This is a genomic window from Vibrio sp. 1069, from assembly GCF_033340555.1.
This window is the reverse complement of record NZ_JAWOWP010000003.1, coordinates 405,450-423,919: the sequence shown is the minus strand read 5'-3', so window position 1 is coordinate 423,919 and position 18,470 is coordinate 405,450. Positions and strand designations below refer to the sequence as shown.

The following is an 18,470-nucleotide window of genomic DNA, read 5'->3' as shown; positions in this document are numbered from 1 at the left end:
GGCTACGATGATTAACTGATGTAACCGATCAGATCGTAACTTCCTGATTTAGTTCCATCGAATTACGCAACAAAGCCATTTTTAATTTCAATGACCAGTAAAATCCTTGTTATATTCTGAAAATAACAAGGTTAATTTCTAAAATAATTATTGAAGTAAGATCATATTATTAAGTCAAAATTCCAGCTGGATCACATATTTCTTTTTCTCGCCACCATTGTTTATTTATATGTTCTTGATGAACGTAAAAACTTTCCCCCGGCATTGGCGTCAGCAGCGTTATATGTTCTTTTTGACAATGGGCAAGCAAATCTAAAATCGGTTCGTCCCAGCGGTGAGTAAATAGCTCGTATGTAGCCCAATGTACTGGCAACAGTTTTTTCGCATTTAAATCGCGAAACGCTTGCACGGTATGATGAGCCTGCATGTGCCCCCAGTTTTCGACCGGATAACCTTGGCCTTTCACATCGGCAGCCACTTCCAAACAGGCAATGTCGATTGGTCCACATCGCTGTGCGATCTCGGAAAAGTGCGAATCGTAAGCTGAATCGCCACTAAAATAGAGCGTCTCTTCTTTGCCTTTGATGACCCAAGAAGCCCACAGGGTCGCGTTTTTATCGAAATAAGTACGACCCGAATTATGGTTAGCAGGCGTACAAATCAGTTCGATTCCAGCATAGTGCACGCTATCCCACCAATCGAATTCCACGATGTTGTCTGCGTAAACGCCCCACTTTATCAGATGCTTGCCAACCCCTAAGGGTACATAAAACGTCACGGGTTTATCGGCGTAAAAACGTATGGTCGATGCTTCTAAATGGTCGTAATGATCGTGCGAAATCACAATAATTTCAGGAATCGGCAAACGATCTCTGGCATGGGTATTGGGAATATTGCGTTCAAACCACGCTTTTGCGATGAACGGAGAAGCGTAATCAAATAACGGATCGGTCAGAATTCGAATGCCATCGACCTCCACCAGCATGGTGGAATGGCCCAGCCAAGTAACGCGCATCGATTCACTTCGCTGCGCAAACTGCGTAGGTTGAATTGGGAAATGTGGCAGATGTTCGTTAGGACTCAATGGCGTTCTACCACCAAGATAGCTCCAACACACCTGCCAGAATGATTGCGGGCTAGGGACATTTGGCATCTCGTTTTTAACGCGGCCGTTTTCAAATTGAGGCGAGTGGTGAACACGGTGCGCCAACTGCGCATGGTAGGTTTGAGGCGGAATCAGTGAACTTGGCTTTTGTGTCTTTTGTTCACTCGTTAGGTATGTGCGCTTAAGTATCGTCTCAGACATATCGTAGTTTTGTCTCGCTTGCGAACGCTCAACAGTAGGTTTATTAAAACGTGCGTGTATGTCTATTTCGTGACCAAAATGAGGTGTAAGATGAAGATTCAGTTTCAATCAAACGTTTTCTATATTAAGGAAGCGGTTCTCAAACCTTCTGAATACTGCGTCGGTTTGAAAGGAGAAAGCTATGGTGACTTGCAGCCAATACGATTTTATTGAAATCGCCTGTATGTTTAAGCTCCCTATCGAGATCACACTAAAAAATGGTGAAACTCATCAGGGCAACGCGTTCGACACAGGCTACGACATGCAGCGACAAGAGTGCTTGTTTTTAGATATGGATGGTGAGCACACCGCCTTCCCGACTGAACAATTAGTCGCAATGCGCGCGCTCAAAACCAATCCGCATTTTGACGAAGTGACATTTGAGTAAACGTCCTTCTTTCACTGGCACTGTCCAATAAAAAACGCCTCTCAAGCTGACACAACTTGAGAGGCGTTCTCTTACACTATTCACCGGAACTTCATGTTATTCACGCGACCGAATGAAAACCAGCATCGGCATCATGATCACGAACATCACTCCCACAAGCTGGAAGGTGTGCACAAACGCGACCATTTGCGATTGCTGCTGCAACATCTGTTGGTATTGGTCTAACGCAACCGGGTCGGTAATAGAAAGCCCCTGATTGGCCGCCCAGTCATGCAAGTTAGGATTATAAGGATTAATACCCTCTCCCAGCGCATGCCATTGCTGCTGACTATCACGATATTGGAACGTGGTTGCGATAGAGATACCAAACGAACTACCAATGGTACGGAACAGATTGTAAATACTCGCCGCCGCAACAGATTGCTCTTTCGGAATCGTTAAATACGCCAAGGTGGATAGCGTCGAGAAAGTTAAACCAAGCCCCATCCCCTGAATCATACTCGGCATCACAATCCAAAATGTATCGATCTGCAGTGAGTACTGCGTCATCAAATAGCTACCAATCCCGATGCAGCTCAAGCCAAAGACTATTTTGATTCTGGGATCGAATTGCGGATTGAGCTTAATCACCAAAATCAACATCGCCGCTGACGCCAACCCACGCGGTGCCATTAATAAACCAGTGGTTGAGACCGGATAATCCAGCAAGCTTTCCAACAGCATTGGTTGTTGAGTCGTCAGACCAAACATCGCCATCGACACCACGGCAATCATCAATGACGAGACCATAAGGTTTCGGTCTTTCAGTAGCCACAATGGCGCTATTGGACTTTTGGTTTTCCAACTGCGATATATCCACATCACCAATCCCATGACTGCGAGCAATATCGCCGTCTGAATCATACGTGAGTCGAGCCAGTCGTCTTCATTCCCTTTATCCAACACAAACTGCAACGCGCCCACACCTAACGCCATGTAACCGATGATCCACCAGTCAAAGTTAGGTTTGGATTTGTTGTCGATATGGATATAGCGATAAATCAAAGAGGTACAGATCAAACCGAATGGCAAGTTGATGTAAAAAATCCAGCGCCAGTTAATGTTGTCGGTGATCACACCACCCACAACTGGGCCCAAAATAGGACCAAGCAAAATGCCGATGGAGAAAATCGCCATCGCTTTGCCTTTTTGCTCATACGGATAAATCTGCACTAACGTCGACTGCGCCAATGGAATCACCGACGCGCCGAAAGCACCTTGGATAATGCGAAATAGCACCATCTCTTCAAGAGACTGTGCTTGCCCACAAAGCGCACTGGCAATCACAAAACCGACCACGGCAACCAGCATGACTTTGCGTTCACCAAAGCGCGACACCCAGAAACTGGTCATCGGAATGAAGATCGCTTCCGCCATGCTGTAACCCGTCAGCACCCACGTAATTTGGTCTGCCGTTGCGCCCAAAGCGCCCATCATGTGCGATAGCGACACGTTCGCAACGGTCATATCGATTAACACCATGATGGCAGAAAGCATCACGGCGACGGTGGCAATCCCCCGCTTGTCTGCCGTAATTTGATGGCTCATTGCACGCTACTTTGCAAATCAATGGTGACTTCTGAGCTCGCACCCACGCGAAGTTGCGGCGCATCGGCCGGTACTTCTAATGCCAAACGTACAGGGAAACGCTGTTTGATTTTAACCCAGTTACCCGTTGCGTTTTCTGGTGGCATCAAGGAGAACGATGTACCACTCGCAGGCGACAGCTGCTCTACCGTTGCTTTCCACACCACGTCTGGGTACATATCAATCACCACATCCGCATTCATACCAGGTTTGATGTGAGTAAGATCGGTTTCTTTAAAGTTCGCGCGTACCCAATAGCTGTCTTTTAAAATCACAGGGAACAGCGTTTGACCCACGCTAACAACCGAGCCTACGTGCGTATTGATCTCACCGGCAATGCCATCCACTGGTGACGTAATGTCGGTGTAGCTCAAGTTCAGCTCTGCTTGCGCTAACTGTGCTGCCGCTTGTTGAACAACCGCAGCCTCTGCGCCTTCTTCACCACGGTTCGCAATGGCTTTTTCTACCGTCGCGCGCGCTTGCTCCAGGCTCGCTTGGGCATTGGCTAGTTTGTTTTTTGCCGTATCTAAATCTTGGTCCGACGCCAGTTTGCGTTTCACCAAGGAATCCGTACGTTTGTACTCCACTTGCGCTTCTGTCAGGTTAGAGCGCGCCGCATCTAAGCCCGCAACGGCTTCAGTTACGTGCTTATCGGCAACGTCATGTTGCTGGACCGCCAATTGGTATGCCGCTTTTGCTTGCTTCACTGCCAACAAATATGGGCGTGAATCTATCTTCAGCAGTAGGTCACCTTTGTTAACGGATTGGAAATCTTTAACATCCACAGAAACCACTTGGCCTTTTACCTGAGGCGCTACCGACAGAATTTTTGCCCTAACGTAGGCATCTTCCGTGCTTGGGTGACTGTCTGAATACTGCCAAGACCAATACATCGCACCAAATGCGATAACACAGAGAGTAAAGAAAAGAGTTTTTACCAGCTTCGATCTGGAGGAAGAATGCTTTGCGATGTCGTCGCTCATTTATATTGTCCACTTGTTCAATTATGTGATCAGTGTAGGACTTTTCGATCTTCCGACAATAAAATGATCTGCAAGGTAAAGATCCAATTTTGCATGTTGCTAAGTGGAGTAAATGATGTGCAATCAAAACGAGGATAAAAAAGAGGGGCAGTCCCCGTAACCGCCCCCAAAGTCATGCCAATAATAGTAATGTGCGTGTAACTACTGGTTTTTCTTAGAACTTGTAACCGCCGCTGATCATAAATACCCAAGGGTTAATTTTGACGTCGGTTTTTTGCTTCACTCCACCTGCTTTATAAGTTGCTTCTGTCTCAATGTTTGTGTACCACGCAGCGGCGTTGAGGAACCATTGATCGTTGATCATGTAGTCCACACCAATATTCGCTGCTAGACCGAATGAATCATCTAATTTCAAATCTGACAGGTCAGCGCCTTTACCCGTACTATTGAAATCTTCATCAAAGAATATGGTGTAGTTCAGACCTGCACCAACGTATGGACGGAACTTACTTTGAGACTCGCCAAAATAGTACTGCACCATTAGCGTTGGTGGTAAATGTTTGGTTTTCGCGATATCACTACCAACCAAATCTGTCGAAATGTCGTGGCTGAATGGTGTTGCTGCTAGAAGCTCTAAACTGATGTTGTCTGTGAACATGTAGCCAAACGTCAAACCAAGCTGCGTATTTGAGTCAACTTCTAACTCTTCTTGAGAACCAAGAATCTTATCACTGCTGTCATTTGGAACGACAGACGCCGCACCAACACGAAGAACGAAGTCACCTTGTTTATGAGCGAAAACACTTGGTGACACGAGTGCAGCAACCACTGCTAGACTGCAGATTGTTTTTTTCATTTTTATTTCCTTTCGTAGGGCTTCGTTATGTCGTACCCAAAGGGGTGCCTGCTAACTGATCTGAGATTTCAAGTAAACTCAGCGCCTTGAAGCACACGGGTATCTATATCTTTTTGAGCTGTGCGCAATCTAGCACATAGAAACCCTACTATTTTGATGGAAATCAATTTGTGAAAAATATAGGTTTTTTGTATGGAGAAACGCCATATTGATCAACAAATTATGCAAATAGGATACAATTCTGTAATGCAAACTGTGCGTGTGAGTTGCCATGCATACCCATAAATGCGAATCCTCTCGTTAAGGCTCGTAGCCAGTAAAAACTTTTTTCTTCCTCTACGTCTTCTATTTTCAAAAAATAACCCACTTAAAAAGCTCGTTTGACCCCTTAAAATCGCGATTTGAGGGGTTTGTAAAACACTGAAATACAAGAAGTTATTTTTCTGGAAAATCAGTCACTTGGAGTGCTAGTCTGCTCGCAGATAAGGAGAAGACATGTTAAAAACCGATCTCATTTTTGAACGAGAAAACTTTTCTCATCACGATTTTCAGAATGCCACCTTTAAAAACTGCCACTTTTATATGTGCAGTTTCGACCATGCCGATCTGCGCGATGCTAAGTTCATCGACTGTCGCTTTATCGAATCCAAAGCGCTAGAAGGGTGTAGTTTTCGCTTCGCGAACTTAAAAGACGCCAGCTTTACGAACTGTATGTTGGCGATGAGCCTGTTTAACGGCGCAAATTGTATGGGCTTGGAGCTACGTAAGTGCGATCTCAAAGGGGCAAACTTCCAAGGTGCGAACTTTGCTAATCGCGTCAGTAACACCATGTTTTTCTGTTCTGCTTTTATTACTGGCTGCAACCTCACCTACTGTAACTTCGAGCGAGTGTTACTAGAAAAATGTGACCTCTTTGAAAACCGTTGGAACGGTGCGAACCTCGCAGGGGCAACTCTCAAAGGCTCGGATTTATCTCGCTGCGAATTCTCGCCAGAACAATGGGGAACCTTTAACGTTGAGCAATGTGATCTGACTCATGTCGAACTAGACGGGCTGGATGTGCGCCGCGTTTCTCTGTTTGGTGTTAAAATTTGTGATTGGCAACAAGAGCAATTGCTTGCGCCTTTTGGACTGATCATTCTTTAAGGAAAGGCCATGAACCTGTTTAAAGACTTACCGAATAACCTCGACGAGGAAGTGTTCGAAGACCTGCTGACCCACAAAAACCTGCGTATAGAACGCATTGTCTCAACGGGGCAAACCTCGCCCGAAAGTGGCTGGTACGATCAAGAAGAACATGAATGGGTCTTGGTTCTTAAAGGAGCAGGAGAGCTGACTTTTGAATCAGGTGTCGTGCAACGACTTGAGGCAGGCGATCACGTTACGATTCCAGCTCATACCAAACACAAAGTGAGCTGGACTGACCCAACGCAAGAAACCATCTGGTTGGCGGTGTTTTATCAATAAACACAAAACGATCTTAAACCAAAAAATAGGCGCTGAATTTGCTCGATACTACTAAGCCGTCACTGGCACTGTTTGATTTTGATGGCACCATCACCCGAGAGGATATGTTTAGCCTTTTCCTCCACTATTCTGCTTATGGCCTGCGCAAACGAGTAGGAAAGGTCGCTATCATGCCATTTTATGCGCTGTACAAACTCGGAGTGTTACCCGCTCGTGTTATGCGTCCTCTCAGCAGTTTTATTGCATTTTCAGGGAAAGAAACGCAGAAAATTGAAGCGATTGGCACTCAGTTTGCCCATGAAGTGATCCCGCTGTACTTACGGCCAGAAGCGATGGAAAGGTTGGCGTGGCATCAACACAGAGGCGATACCATTGTGGTGGTGTCGGCATCACTCAATGCATATCTCAAGCCTTGGTGTGAAGTGAACGGTTACCACTTGCTGTGCAGTGAACTGATCTCAGAACAGCCAAAACTGAGTGGCTTTTACCAGCAAGGTGATTGCAGTTTAGAAAGAAAAGTCTCGCGCGTTAGGGCCACGTTTTCGCTCGACGAGTTTGCGTCTATTTATGCCTACGGTGATACGCACGAAGACATTCCGATGCTAAAACTGGCAGACTACGCGATGCTCAACTGGAGCGAGTGGAGAGCAAGCGAATAACGATATGTGCTCTGATTTTCAAGACAACCACTCGACCAAAGTGATCGTTTTAGGCTAAAAAAACAAACCCTTCTCACATGAGAAGGGTTTTATTAATCAGGGTCCGAATAACTGGCTTAACGCCATACCCCCCATTGACCCGTTGTGCCTGGTTCCTCACCAGACGTCCACCACTGAGCGGTCCATTCTTTACCGTTGTGCGTCACCACATCACCTTGGTCGTAAACAGCCGTCTTGTCCCACAAGTTGGTTGGTTCAACTGGTGGCGGTACATCCGCTTTGATCAGTGACAACGCATAACTGAAGTCTGCGCTTGGCGCTAATACTTGGTTCGCATTCACGTTGTTACTATCGAACATGTAGTGGTTCATCTCTTGATGCCAAATGCCCACGTACCAATCGCCCGTTTGCTGCGCGTTAAATTGATCCGCAATTTCTGCCGCCCAAGTCGTCGTATTGTTTGCGCTGATTGGCAGTGAAATATCGACAATTTCATTGCCTGTCGCATTAAACGTACGGAAACGGATGGTGTCACCCGCTTCTACTGGTCCGAAACCTTGCTGAACAAAGTAGCCTAGAGATGTCAGATTATTGCCCGGTTCGGTTGGATCAACAGGGTCAGTCGGTGGCGTCGTGCCTGTTCCGTTTAACGTAATGTCACTACAGTTGTAGAAACCTTCCCCAGCGACATCAATACGCTGCCAACGAGTGTAAAGTACCGCATCGCCCGAACGATCAGCAGGGAAAGTCACCTGAATACGGTAGCGTTTTTCCGCATCAACATACACATCACCTGCGGTGTCGATCAGCTCTAAATCACTCCAAGTAAGAGGTTTTGAATCATCATAAGTTGGCTTGGTGAGATAGAATTCCCAGTACGATGGGTTGTGCGGCGCTTTGCCGTAAAACACCAATTCAATCTGGTTATTTGCATCTGGCGTAACATTGGTGCGCTGCCAGTTTGGAGAAGGAATGTTCAAGCCTTTCTTAGCTGTATCGCCAGCAGAACATAGCTCACCGTCGCGAACCACGGCTTTCACATGCTCCATATCTCGGTAATTTGGTACGTTTGCTGCAATTTCGCTACGCTGCACAAACGGATACGCGCCAGATTCTTCAAAAGCCGCTTTACACGCTTGGTTAGGGATCTCGTTGGTCCAAAAACCACCGTCTAAATAACACGTATTCTGACGAGCACTTGGAAATTCTACCCAGCCGTGGGCGTTGACGTTAAATGAGCTCAATGCGGCAACAGCGCTTAAGCTCAAAAGAGGAAGTGTTACATGTGATTTCATCGTTCATCCTTAATTTTGCTGACTCGCCGCTCTGAAACACAAGCGGTTTAAGCAAAACTAGCAGGATGGGATTATTTAGAAGGTGAGAATAAATATGGAAATTGTAAGAGTGCCATCTGCTTTCCAGCATTTGTTGTGAACCATTCTCATACTCGACTGACTCTTTCGAGTCACTTCAAATTCATGTGCCACAAAAACTGTCACTCTCGTTTGGCTATCGCTCGTCTTTTGGTGTGTCCATCACCACCATCGTTGTGATCGACTTGACGTGTTCGCACTCACCCAACACATCAGCATGGAACGCTTTATAAGCGGCGAGATCTTGCGTCTCTACGCGTATGAGATATTCGTTAGATCCCGTAATGTTGTGACATTCCACCACCTCGTTTACAAAACGCACATGCTCTTCGAAACCCAGCTGTGCCTGCTTAGAGTGCGAGGCCAAACCAATCGACACATAAGCGACAAAACCCACGCCAAGTTGCTGATTATCCAGTACTGCTCGGTAGCCTTTGATCACGCCTTTACGCTCTAAATCTTGCACTCGGCGTAAGGTGGCAGATGGAGATAAACCAACGCGTTCCGACAGCTCTACATTGGAGATTCTTCCGTCGCGTTTAAGCACTTGCAATATTCTTTCGTCAAATCTATCCATGATGATGTTTCATTGCTTATTTAGTTTCTAATCATCAAATAAAAGCACAATATTGACCTCAGTTCTACTTATAGTTGTTCTCAACTTATCGAGAACTGATTCAAGGAACAATCTATGGAATATCATCAACTGGGCGCTTTGGCGTTGTTCGCTTTTGTCTCCACTTTTACGCCGGGTCCCAATAACATTATGTTGATGACCTCAGGGGCAAATGTCGGCTTTAAACGCACTATCCCACACATGTTGGGCATTACCTTCGGCTTTGGTGCCATGCTAATTTTGGTGGGTATTGGCTTGATGAGCCTGTTCCATGCCTACCCGCTAACCCACTCGATTTTAAAAGTATTGAGCTTGAGTTATTTGCTGTACTTGACGTACAAAATCGCCACCAGCGACAAAACAGAAGCAAAACACGATTTTCGCCCGATGTCTTTTTTAGGGGCTGTTGCATTCCAATGGGTGAACCCAAAAGGTTGGTCGATGGCGTTGACGGCCATTACGGTATACACCAGTGGCGGTTCTTGGCTCGAACTGACTTTTATCGCCGGTATCTTCTGTTTAGCTAACTTGCCATCGGTGACATTTTGGACGGCGGCAGGTATGCAATTGCAGCGTTGGTTGACCACCGATAAACGCGTTAAGGGGTTCAACTACAGTATGGCTGCGCTGTTGCTTTTGTCTACGATTCCAATGATATAAGTCCATTTATGGTTAAAAAACGACTCACTTTACGTGGTTAGAGAAAGGATAGAGGTAATATTTTTCTTGAGGCTTTGGCGTTAATTCACAGTGTAAATTTGTTTAAAGACGCTACCCTCTTGTTAGGGAACTTGATAATCTTTAAATGAGAAAGAGAATAATTATCGAGTAAAGTAACAATGAAAAAGAAGCCTCAACCTAAAACGCTTGTTGTCACAGACACAGAAACCATCACTCCAAACATGCAGCGCATTACCTTGCAAGGTGAGGCGCTGAGCCACTTTCCTCGTGACTGCGAAGGCAGTTACATCAAATTACTGTTTAACGATATGGGCGGCGCGGATCTGAGCATCCTGTCAGAAGACGACCGACCAATCATGCGCACCTACACTATTCGACGCTTTCATCCAGAAACCAGTTCAATCGAAGTGGATTTCGTCCGACACGTAACGCAAGATCTGCAATGCGGATTTGCAGCGCGTTGGGCAATGGCCGCGCAAAAAGGCGACACGATCAGCATTGTTGGGCCAGGTAGCATCTCCAACTTAAATACTGAGGCGGATTGGTTCTTCATGGCTGCCGATATGACAGCACTTCCAGCACTTTCTGCGAAAATTCGTACGCTGCCAGAAGAGGCCAAAGGCTACGCTGTGATCAGCGTGATGTCTCCAGCCGACATTCAACCCCTAAACACGCCAGCCGATATGGAGTTGATTTGGCTAACCGAACAGCAAACCTTGGCTGATAGCGTTCGCGAACTCGAGTGGTTAGATGGTAACGCTTCGGTATGGTGTGCGTGTGAGTTCGATTCAATGCGTGCGCTGCGCCAATATTTCCGCAACGAAAAAGAAGTCGATCGCGAGAATATCTACATCAGCAGCTATTGGAAGCAAGGCGTGTCTGAAGATGGGCACAAAGTGATTAAACGTGAAGACGCGGAATCCAACCAATAGTGATTCATGTCTTTTCGATTCCAGCTCTCATCCTAATAAAAACGCCCGGCATCACCGGGCGTTTTAGCAACTTCAGTTGTATTAAAGTTCATGAAAACTCTAATCCGCTAGTTCCTGCGCTAAAAAGTCGATCAACAACCTCACTTTGGGCGATAAATTTCGGCTTTGTGGATACAGTGCCCAAATGCCTTCACGGTCGTCTCGGTAATCGGTCAGCACCTCGACTAGCTCACCGTTATCTAGAGCTTCTTGAACGTAATAGTCCGGCAACTGCACTAAACCCAAACCACGTTTGGCGGCGCCCATTAGCGCAAAACCACTATTGCATTTAATTCTCCCCGATACGCGCAAAGACTTATCGCGTTTATTTTCCTTAAAATGCCAATAATCGACCGAACCAACTAGGCACTGATGTCGAGCCAGTTCGGATAATGTGTGAGGCTCGCCAAATCGCTCCAAATACATAGGGCTAGCACACACGTAATTTTGACGCGACGAAAGACGCTTTGCGATCATGCTGGAATCTTGCAGGCGGCCAAGACGAATCGCCACGTCTACCCCTTGCTCTATCAAATCCAGTTTTTGATTGGTCAGAACTAAATCGAGGTCCACACGCGGGTACTTCTCCAAAAACTGATGCAAGAGCGGCGCGAGGTTCATTTCCCCATAGGTCACAGGCGCTGTCACACGCAGCAAACCTCGCGGTTCGGTCTGCATTTGTGTTACAGCAAGCTCGGCCAGTTCTAGCCCTTCGACCAAATGTTTGCACTGCTGATAATAAAGCTGTCCAGCTTCAGACAGAGAAACTTTTCGCGTCGTGCGATGCAGTAACTTGACCGCAAGACGCTCTTCAAGTGCCGATACGCGGCGACTGATTTGTGCCACTGACGTTTTCAGTTTAGCCGCGGCAGCTGTAAAGCTGTTAGTTTCCGCTACGGCAACAAACTCGCTGACTCCTTCCCAATTCGCCATGCTGTATTCCTGTCGACCTCTTCTAGACAAATAGTGATTACATTGTTCTCGTCGCGCTACGCTTTGAAAACTGGAAAACTTTACGCGTCAGGTAACGGACGAAGATCGTCGTATTGCGCATCAATCTCAATGCCAAAATATTCTTTCAACGCATCCAGGTAGGTTTGACCTGGCTCTAGCTCTATTTCTGTTAGCTCTTCATGATTGGTGCATCTGAGTGTGTAGTTAAGCAGCGTCACCAACCCACTTTCTGTCGCTCTAGCAGCGACTCTTGCGCTAGTAAAACGCGAATTAGGCGAAGTCGAGGTAAAGAAGTTGCTACATGCAATGTCACCAGCAAACACAAACTCTAGGTCAAAGCTGTATAGATTGTTCCACGTGTCCGTTCCATCGGTTGAAAGCACTTGGAGGAAATAACCAAACTGAGCATCTTTGACAAAACGGAAGGTTTGTAAATCCGTCTGAATCACTTGGTCAAGGATAAATGGCAATGGCGCTCGAGGGGTATTGGAGCCAAAACCCACATCGACAATCCATGTTTGTTCCTCTAACGTCACTAACGTGATTTGATGACTACGACCTGTTGGTGTACCAGACACATGTACACGCCCTAGCAAACTTCGCGCTTCAAACCCAAGAGTGTTGAGCACATCAAGCATTAAACCATTTAATTCAAAGCAGTAACCACCGCGAGAGTGGTACACGGTTTTTTGAATAATATCTTCAATCTCAACAGAGACGCCTCGCTGCAATGCGATGTCAAAATTCTCAAACGGCAGGCAACGATGCTGCGCCACGTGAATTCTGTGCAATGACTCCAAATCGGCGGGCAATTCACTAGGCAAGCCTAGCTTGGTTAAATAGGCACTCAGATCCGTCTTATTCATAATCACTCTTACTTAGCTGATGGTTTGACAGTTTTCTACTTTAGCCCCTCTATCTAACTTCAGGTCAATCACCTTTTCCATTTCCCTTCCGCTTTAAGGAGGCATCGCACTCTTTTTACACGCTCACCTTATCATTATTACGCATATGTAAAAATCATTTTCAAAATGGACGGATTATCATTTTTACTGAAACACCTAAAATGAGCACCAACAAAACGACGAAGCGCGGTAAGCAAACCTTAACTACGCTTATTACGTCACTCCATATACTGAAAATATAAAGGAAACATCCAATGTCGCTTGAAATCAAACCTGGTCAAACTCACATAAAATCAAAAGCAATGGTCGCTTGGGCTGCAGGTGAGCCGCTTAAAATGGAAGAAGTGGATGTACAACTTCCAAAAGCCGGCGAAGTGCTAGTACGCATCGTAGCAACTGGTGTTTGTCACACTGACGCATTCACACTATCAGGTGACGATCCAGAAGGTATCTTCCCTTCAATCCTTGGTCACGAAGGTGGCGGTATCGTTGAAATGGTTGGCGAAGGCGTAACAAGCGTTGAAGTTGGCGACCACGTTATCCCACTTTACACTGCTGAATGTGGTGAGTGTAAGTTCTGTAAATCTGGCAAAACGAACCTATGTCAGGCCGTTCGTGAAACTCAAGGTAAAGGCCTAATGCCAGATGGCACAAGCCGATTCTCTATCAACGGCGAAACTATCTTCCACTACATGGGTTGTTCTACTTTCTCTGAGTACACGGTTCTTCCAGAAATCTCACTAGCGAAAGTAAACAAAGAAGCACCACTTGAAGAAGTTTGTCTTCTCGGTTGTGGCGTAACCACTGGTATGGGTGCGGTATTAAACACAGCTAAAGTTGAAAAAGGCGACACAGTGGCAATCTTTGGTCTCGGCGGTATCGGTCTTTCTGCAATCATCGGTGCTCGCATGGCTGGTGCCAGCCGCATCATCGGTGTAGACATCAACGAAAGCAAATTCGACCTAGCGAAACAACTTGGTGCAACTGATTGCATAAACCCACAAAAATTCGACAAGCCAATTCAAGAAGTGATTGTTGAAATGACAGACGGTGGTGTTGACTACTCATTCGAATGTATCGGTAACGTAAACGTGATGCGCCAAGCACTTGAGTGCTGTCACAAAGGTTGGGGTGAGTCAGTCATCATTGGTGTTGCTGGTGCAGGTCAAGAGATCTCAACTCGTCCATTCCAACTGGTAACTGGTCGTGTATGGCGTGGCAGCGCTTTCGGTGGCGTTAAAGGTCGCTCTGAGCTTCCAGAAATCGTAAACCGTTACATGGCTGGTGAATTCGGCTTACAGGAGTTCATTACCCACACAATGGGATTAGCAGACGTCAACAAAGCGTTTGATCTGATGCATGAAGGTAAGAGCATCCGAACAGTTATCCATATGGATCAATAATGCTGCCTCAGGCTCTCCTTTTGGGGAGCCTGAATTCCTTCTGCTAATTAGAGAGTTTATTCATGACCATTGAAAATGTAAGCCAAGCCAAAGTGTTTGGCGGTTGGCACAAGCAATATACACACGAATCCAATGCCCTAAACTGCACCATGCGCTTCGCGATATTCTTGCCACCTAACGCAACGAAATCAAATCCCGTACCCGCGCTATACTGGCTCTCTGGTTTAACGTGTACCGATGAGAACTTTATGCAGAAAGCGGGCGCATTTCGTATGGCGGCCGAGCTTGGCATTGCGATCATTGCACCAGACACAAGTCCGAGAGGCGAAGGTATCGCTGACGACGAAAGCTATGACCTAGGAAAAGGAGCTGGCTTTTACCTTAATGCGACGCAAGCACCTTGGTCACTGCATTACTGCATGTACGACTATGTGACCGAGGAGTTACCTGCGATCATCGAAAGTAACTTCCCTGTCTCTGACGTGAAGTCGATTTCGGGTCACAGCATGGGCGGCCACGGAGCGCTCACCATTGGTCTGAAAAATTCAGAACAGTACCGTTCTATTTCAGCGTTCAGTCCAATCAGTAACCCAATGCAATGCCCTTGGGGACAAAAAGCCTTTACTGCTTACTTAGGCAAGGAGCTTGAAAGCTGGAAGCAATACGATGCAAGTGAACTTCTAAAACAACAACAATCACCATTACCAATTTTGGTTGATCAAGGTGATGCTGATGGCTTCTTAAATGAGCAGCTTAGACCGGAAGCGCTGATTGCTGCGGCAAAAATACACGATTCAAACCTAACCTTGAGAATGCAACCAGGCTATGACCATAGCTATTACTTCATCTCAAGCTTTATTGAAGAGCACCTCAACTTCCATGCAAAATATTTGTTTGCATAGTTAACTTAAGTAAGCTCATGAAATAAAAAATAAAGTCACCAAAACTAGGTGACTTTATTTTCTTTACGTACTAACAAATACATATCTGAATATCGATGATTTAAATATGTAAAATAATGTAACTTAAGAACAAATTCGACATCCCATTTCTCGCCTTATTAAATTCTCATTTCCGACACAGTATCTTTATTAAAAATGACACAAAGTTGCACTAAAAACCAATTAAATACCGCGAAATCATTACGAAACTCTACCATCATCCCAATACTCTGAGCTTTTAATTAAGAAGCAACTTAATAACCTTGACGTGACGTAAACCGACAGTTATTTTTGAAACATAACGTATTATAAAATCTCATCCGGTTGGCTCTATAATTATAAATAAATTACCGCTAGCACCTTTGTCCTAGCTAAGAAAAAAGAATAAAACTCAAAAGGGCATATGATGAAAAAGATAGTCGCGCTAGGTCTGTTTTTTGTTGCGCCATTCTTGTCTGCAAATACGATCGTATTTAGTAGTAGCCAGCAGCCTAGTGTCATACTGGAACTGGAAGAGATCCAAGCTTTACCTACCACTAGCTACACGATGACATTGCCTTGGCTTCCTGCCTCGTCAGAGTTTTTAGGCGTTAAACTCAGCACGCTTCTTACACACGTCTACGGAAAGGTACCAGAGCAGGTTGATATCAGCAGCTTAAACGACTATCACTCGACATTGTCCCGACAAGATATTCTTCGATATCAACCAATACTGGCTTATCAACAAGATCAGAATTACATAAAAGTCAGGAATAAAGGCCCTTTCTGGGTGATATATCCACTCAATCTCTATCCAGAGCTAAACTACAATAAATATCATGCGCAAATGGTATGGCAAGTAAATGAAATAAAAGAAAAATAATAAGAATGAAGTTATCAGAACCCTATTCTAAGAAACAAAGAATATTGCAATATTCTACCACCAGCAAAATGCTGCTGGTGGTGTTTGCCGTTTCTTTGCTTCTCGCGAATGTCGTGCTTTTACAGCAAACACGTTCACTCTCACAGAATTTTAATAACGAACAAAAACAAGCGACTTGGTTTTTATTCCAACTCTCCAAAGAACTATCAGAACTTGTCGGCGAGGCCAGACGGTTAGATGAAAACGTATTGAATATTGATGGTGCAGAGCTTCAATACGAGTTAGCGTGGAGTCGCTTTGACTTATTGACCAGTAGCACGAAAGCCAATAAGTTCTTTTCTCGGAACAACATGCACCTTTACTTCATTAACCTTTTTGAAGAGTTCAAAGAGCTAGAAAAACAACTAGTAGAAGCTAGAACAGGTGATAGCCAAGCTGCTGCTGCATTTTATCGTTCAACTCAAACACTATATTTAGGCTTAATAGACTTCGTTAATCAAAACTTCCGTCTAAGCAGTAAAGCTTATGAAGCACAAAAAGGTCAAACCCAGCGCTTAATGCAAGCACAATATATGTTGTTTGCGACGTTCGTTTTGTCGATTATCTCTCTAACTTATTTCTTTTATCGTGAATCCCATTTTCATAGAAAATTGGCGCTCAGCGACCCTTTGACGAACCTAGGGAACCGCAATGCACTATTCATAACCCTAAACAAATTTACTCAAGAAAAAAGGCCCTTTTCTCTCTGGATTCTAGATTTAAATGGTTTTAAAGAAGTCAACGACACACACGGACACCAAGTTGGCGACACTGTACTGCGGGAAATCGCTAGGCGGCTTAATTCTATGGCACTCAATGATTTTACTGTTTATCGCATGGGAGGAGATGAGTTCGCGGTTATCCTTGAAGGTGAACATCTCAATGAAGAGAACGTACGTGAGCAGATAAATACCGTCTTTGATGCACAAATATTAAACTCCGATAAAGTCTCAACACTTTCAACAAGCATGGGCTTAGCGCAATACCCTAAAGACAGTGACAATGTTGACTTTCTTATCAGCATAGCGGATAAGCGCATGTACAAAATGAAATTTCAACGTTAAACGGTATATATGATGAGAAAGTTCATGCAAGTACTGCTTCTACTGGCAGTCATTGCGGCAGGTGTGCTGGCTTGGGTATTTATTCCATCGCACGAAACCATCGGGCAAAAAACGCTTGAGCAGGCACTCAACGACGACTACAGCCTCGTTGGACATCGAATCTACTCAACCGATCCGGATGCTGGCAACCGATTCGGCTACTTCGTATTGGCAACGGGCCAGAGCATTGAAGAGCAAGAGCCGTTTTTGGTCACTTCGGATCAGTTTATTCGCATGGAGCAAACGGGTGATAATACCTTGTCTGTGACCGTCAATGGCCGTATTTACCATTATCATAACGACTTGTGGGTGCCAAAATCAGACGGGAAATTGCAACATTTTTTAGTCAGTGCAACCGCCAAGTACGTACGCTAAAACGGGAACCTTACTCCCCCCAAAAAAAACAAAGCCCCGCATACACTGCGGGGCTTTTTACGTGAAGAAGAAAATAACATCGAAAGAATGAGCGTTACTTCGCTAACACTTTCTCTTTAATCACTTTGAGTACCCCAGCCTCTTGGTTGCTTGGCGCAGAATAACGAGCAATTTTCTTAATCTCTTCGTGCGCGTTGGCAACCGCGTACGAATGCTCACTGACTTGCAGCATTTCGAGGTCATTGAGGTAATCACCAAACGTCATGGTTTCTGCCGGAGTAAAATTCATCGTCTCTTGAAGATGCTGAATGGCCGCACCTTTAGAGGCCTCGGCATTCATCACATCCAGCCAGATTTTTGCACTCACCACGACTTTATGCGTTGCGCCAAACTTCGCGTTCATGGTCGGAAACAGGAGCTCTTCCGAACCGTCAAAGTGACAAATTGCTACCTTAATAAACTCGTCTTCGACCTCAAGCAAATCCGGCACATATTCACAGCGGTGGTAGTACTTTTGAAATTCTTCCAGCGATTGCTGATCATGCGTTTCGATGTACGCCGAGCGCTTGCCACACAATACGATGTTCGCCCCGTCAATCTCACGAGCCGCTTTCACAATCTCCAACACTTCCGCTTTAGGAATGGTACAACTGTAGAGCTCTTTGTCTTGGTACATCACCAAGGTGCCGTTTTCAGCCACATACAACAGTCTGTCTTTGATTGGCGCGAACGTGTCTCGCAGGCTGTAATACTGACGACCAGACGCAGCGGAGAACAAAATGCCTTGCTCTTCCAGTTGCAAAAACAGATCGAAAAACTCTGGATCCAAACGACCGTACTGGTCAAGCAATGTGCCATCCATATCGGTAGCAATAAATTTGATGCAAACTTGTGACATTAACGAAAACTCTAAATGATGCTGC

The 18,470-nt window shown here is 45.4% G+C and carries 20 protein-coding genes; 11 read left to right on the top strand and 9 right to left on the bottom strand.

From position 1 onward, the window contains the following. Positions 1-169: 169 nt before the first annotated feature. Positions 170-1,306: an MBL fold metallo-hydrolase gene (locus R7040_RS07945; protein WP_318081184.1), complete on the bottom strand. Its 1,137-nt coding sequence runs from the start codon at positions 1,304-1,306 to the stop codon at positions 170-172. 181 nt (positions 1,307-1,487) lie between these two features. Here R7040_RS07945 and R7040_RS07940 point away from each other — a divergent pair, with 181 nt between their 5' ends. Further along, on the top strand, positions 1,488-1,733 hold the full coding sequence (locus R7040_RS07940) for a Rho-binding antiterminator (RefSeq protein WP_005374351.1): 246 nt from the start codon (positions 1,488-1,490) through the stop codon (positions 1,731-1,733). A gap of 96 nt (positions 1,734-1,829) precedes the next feature. On the opposite strand, the gene R7040_RS07935 is transcribed toward R7040_RS07940, so the two are convergent. The 3 genes from R7040_RS07935 to ompW all read right to left on the bottom strand — a co-directional run bounded on the left by R7040_RS07935 (position 1,830) and on the right by ompW (position 5,198). After that, positions 1,830-3,320 (bottom strand): MDR family MFS transporter, encoded by a 1,491-nt coding sequence (locus R7040_RS07935; RefSeq protein WP_033907201.1) that lies wholly within the window; start codon positions 3,318-3,320, stop codon positions 1,830-1,832. After that, positions 3,317-4,342 (bottom strand): HlyD family secretion protein, encoded by a 1,026-nt coding sequence (locus R7040_RS07930; RefSeq protein ID WP_318095546.1) that lies wholly within the window; start codon positions 4,340-4,342, stop codon positions 3,317-3,319. Before R7040_RS07930 ends, R7040_RS07935 begins: the two co-directional genes overlap by 4 nt. Positions 4,343-4,556: 214 nt before the next feature. After that, positions 4,557-5,198, bottom strand: coding sequence for an outer membrane protein OmpW (gene ompW, locus R7040_RS07925; RefSeq protein ID WP_318081175.1), 642 nt, complete (start codon positions 5,196-5,198; stop codon positions 4,557-4,559). 495 nt (positions 5,199-5,693) lie between these two features. On the opposite strand from ompW, the gene R7040_RS07920 reads away from it, so the two are divergent. The 3 genes from R7040_RS07920 to R7040_RS07910 are packed head-to-tail and all read left to right on the top strand — an operon-like array spanning position 5,694 to position 7,324. Then, a complete protein-coding gene (locus tag R7040_RS07920; RefSeq protein WP_005460782.1) occupies positions 5,694-6,344 on the top strand; it encodes a Qnr family pentapeptide repeat protein in 651 nt (216 codons plus the stop codon). A 9-nt stretch (positions 6,345-6,353) separates the two neighbouring features. Beyond that, the gene (locus R7040_RS07915) at positions 6,354-6,665 is read left to right on the top strand and encodes a cupin domain-containing protein (protein WP_005383281.1); all 312 of its coding nucleotides are present in this window, start codon (positions 6,354-6,356) and stop codon (positions 6,663-6,665) included. A gap of 38 nt (positions 6,666-6,703) precedes the next feature. Beyond that, positions 6,704-7,324, top strand: a complete 621-nt coding sequence (locus R7040_RS07910) for an HAD-IB family hydrolase (RefSeq protein WP_053308043.1) — start codon at positions 6,704-6,706, stop codon at positions 7,322-7,324. Positions 7,325-7,440: 116 nt separating this feature from the next. Here R7040_RS07910 and R7040_RS07905 read toward each other — a convergent pair whose 3' ends face one another. Then, complete coding sequence (locus R7040_RS07905; protein ID WP_053308042.1) at positions 7,441-8,619, bottom strand: lytic polysaccharide monooxygenase; 1,179 nt, start codon at positions 8,617-8,619, stop codon at positions 7,441-7,443. 214 nt (positions 8,620-8,833) lie between these two features. Continuing rightward, positions 8,834-9,274: an Lrp/AsnC family transcriptional regulator gene (locus R7040_RS07900; RefSeq protein WP_005374369.1), complete on the bottom strand. Its 441-nt coding sequence runs from the start codon at positions 9,272-9,274 to the stop codon at positions 8,834-8,836. 114 nt (positions 9,275-9,388) lie between these two features. On the opposite strand from R7040_RS07900, the gene R7040_RS07895 reads away from it, so the two are divergent. Next, positions 9,389-9,973: a LysE family translocator gene (locus R7040_RS07895; RefSeq protein ID WP_005482872.1), complete on the top strand. Its 585-nt coding sequence runs from the start codon at positions 9,389-9,391 to the stop codon at positions 9,971-9,973. Positions 9,974-10,152: 179 nt separating this feature from the next. Beyond that, positions 10,153-10,926 (top strand): siderophore-interacting protein, encoded by a 774-nt coding sequence (locus tag R7040_RS07890; protein WP_033907208.1) that lies wholly within the window; start codon positions 10,153-10,155, stop codon positions 10,924-10,926. Positions 10,927-11,025: 99 nt separating this feature from the next. On the opposite strand, the gene R7040_RS07885 is transcribed toward R7040_RS07890, so the two are convergent. Both R7040_RS07885 and R7040_RS07880 read right to left on the bottom strand, forming a co-directional pair. Continuing rightward, positions 11,026-11,898, bottom strand: a complete 873-nt coding sequence (locus tag R7040_RS07885; RefSeq protein WP_017633836.1) for a LysR family transcriptional regulator — start codon at positions 11,896-11,898, stop codon at positions 11,026-11,028. Positions 11,899-11,978: 80 nt separating this feature from the next. Beyond that, positions 11,979-12,785, bottom strand: a complete 807-nt coding sequence (locus tag R7040_RS07880; RefSeq protein WP_318081173.1) for an arylamine N-acetyltransferase — start codon at positions 12,783-12,785, stop codon at positions 11,979-11,981. 293 nt (positions 12,786-13,078) lie between these two features. On the opposite strand from R7040_RS07880, the gene R7040_RS07875 reads away from it, so the two are divergent. From R7040_RS07875 to R7040_RS07855, 5 genes are all read left to right on the top strand, one after another. Further along, on the top strand, positions 13,079-14,227 hold the full coding sequence (locus R7040_RS07875) for an S-(hydroxymethyl)glutathione dehydrogenase/class III alcohol dehydrogenase (RefSeq protein ID WP_017821027.1): 1,149 nt from the start codon (positions 13,079-13,081) through the stop codon (positions 14,225-14,227). A gap of 62 nt (positions 14,228-14,289) precedes the next feature. Then, on the top strand, positions 14,290-15,129 hold the full coding sequence (fghA, locus tag R7040_RS07870; RefSeq protein WP_005374382.1) for an S-formylglutathione hydrolase: 840 nt from the start codon (positions 14,290-14,292) through the stop codon (positions 15,127-15,129). A gap of 445 nt (positions 15,130-15,574) precedes the next feature. Further along, complete coding sequence (locus R7040_RS07865; protein ID WP_005374384.1) at positions 15,575-16,030, top strand: hypothetical protein; 456 nt, start codon at positions 15,575-15,577, stop codon at positions 16,028-16,030. 5 nt (positions 16,031-16,035) lie between these two features. Further along, a complete protein-coding gene (locus R7040_RS07860; protein ID WP_005383270.1) occupies positions 16,036-17,133 on the top strand; it encodes a GGDEF domain-containing protein in 1,098 nt (365 codons plus the stop codon). A 9-nt stretch (positions 17,134-17,142) separates the two neighbouring features. Then, the gene (locus tag R7040_RS07855; protein ID WP_044129611.1) at positions 17,143-17,547 is read left to right on the top strand and encodes a hypothetical protein; all 405 of its coding nucleotides are present in this window, start codon (positions 17,143-17,145) and stop codon (positions 17,545-17,547) included. Between the two features lie 94 nt (positions 17,548-17,641). On the opposite strand, the gene R7040_RS07850 is transcribed toward R7040_RS07855, so the two are convergent. Continuing rightward, a complete protein-coding gene (locus tag R7040_RS07850; RefSeq protein ID WP_054575260.1) occupies positions 17,642-18,445 on the bottom strand; it encodes a Cof-type HAD-IIB family hydrolase in 804 nt (267 codons plus the stop codon). Positions 18,446-18,470: the final 25 nt, after the last annotated feature.

Bases quoted from the DNA above. Each gene is read 5' to 3' on its own strand.
- R7040_RS07945 (WP_318081184.1), bottom strand. From the start codon at position 1,306: ATGTCTGAGACGATACTTAAGCGCACATACCTAACGAGTGAACAAAAG.
- R7040_RS07940 (WP_005374351.1), top strand. From the start codon at position 1,488: ATGGTGACTTGCAGCCAATACGATTTTATTGAAATCGCCTGTATGTTT.
- R7040_RS07935 (WP_033907201.1), bottom strand. From the start codon at position 3,320: ATGAGCCATCAAATTACGGCAGACAAGCGGGGGATTGCCACCGTCGCC.
- R7040_RS07930 (WP_318095546.1), bottom strand. From the start codon at position 4,342: ATGAGCGACGACATCGCAAAGCATTCTTCCTCCAGATCGAAGCTGGTA.
- ompW (WP_318081175.1), bottom strand. From the start codon at position 5,198: ATGAAAAAAACAATCTGCAGTCTAGCAGTGGTTGCTGCACTCGTGTCA.
- R7040_RS07920 (WP_005460782.1), top strand. From the start codon at position 5,694: ATGTTAAAAACCGATCTCATTTTTGAACGAGAAAACTTTTCTCATCAC.
- R7040_RS07915 (WP_005383281.1), top strand. From the start codon at position 6,354: ATGAACCTGTTTAAAGACTTACCGAATAACCTCGACGAGGAAGTGTTC.
- R7040_RS07905 (WP_053308042.1), bottom strand. From the start codon at position 8,619: ATGAAATCACATGTAACACTTCCTCTTTTGAGCTTAAGCGCTGTTGCC.
- R7040_RS07900 (WP_005374369.1), bottom strand. From the start codon at position 9,274: ATGGATAGATTTGACGAAAGAATATTGCAAGTGCTTAAACGCGACGGA.
- R7040_RS07895 (WP_005482872.1), top strand. From the start codon at position 9,389: ATGGAATATCATCAACTGGGCGCTTTGGCGTTGTTCGCTTTTGTCTCC.
- R7040_RS07890 (WP_033907208.1), top strand. From the start codon at position 10,153: ATGAAAAAGAAGCCTCAACCTAAAACGCTTGTTGTCACAGACACAGAA.
- R7040_RS07885 (WP_017633836.1), bottom strand. From the start codon at position 11,898: ATGGCGAATTGGGAAGGAGTCAGCGAGTTTGTTGCCGTAGCGGAAACT.
- R7040_RS07880 (WP_318081173.1), bottom strand. From the start codon at position 12,785: ATGAATAAGACGGATCTGAGTGCCTATTTAACCAAGCTAGGCTTGCCT.
- R7040_RS07875 (WP_017821027.1), top strand. From the start codon at position 13,079: ATGTCGCTTGAAATCAAACCTGGTCAAACTCACATAAAATCAAAAGCA.
- fghA (WP_005374382.1), top strand. From the start codon at position 14,290: ATGACCATTGAAAATGTAAGCCAAGCCAAAGTGTTTGGCGGTTGGCAC.
- R7040_RS07865 (WP_005374384.1), top strand. From the start codon at position 15,575: ATGAAAAAGATAGTCGCGCTAGGTCTGTTTTTTGTTGCGCCATTCTTG.
- R7040_RS07860 (WP_005383270.1), top strand. From the start codon at position 16,036: ATGAAGTTATCAGAACCCTATTCTAAGAAACAAAGAATATTGCAATAT.
- R7040_RS07855 (WP_044129611.1), top strand. From the start codon at position 17,143: ATGATGAGAAAGTTCATGCAAGTACTGCTTCTACTGGCAGTCATTGCG.
- R7040_RS07850 (WP_054575260.1), bottom strand. From the start codon at position 18,445: ATGTCACAAGTTTGCATCAAATTTATTGCTACCGATATGGATGGCACA.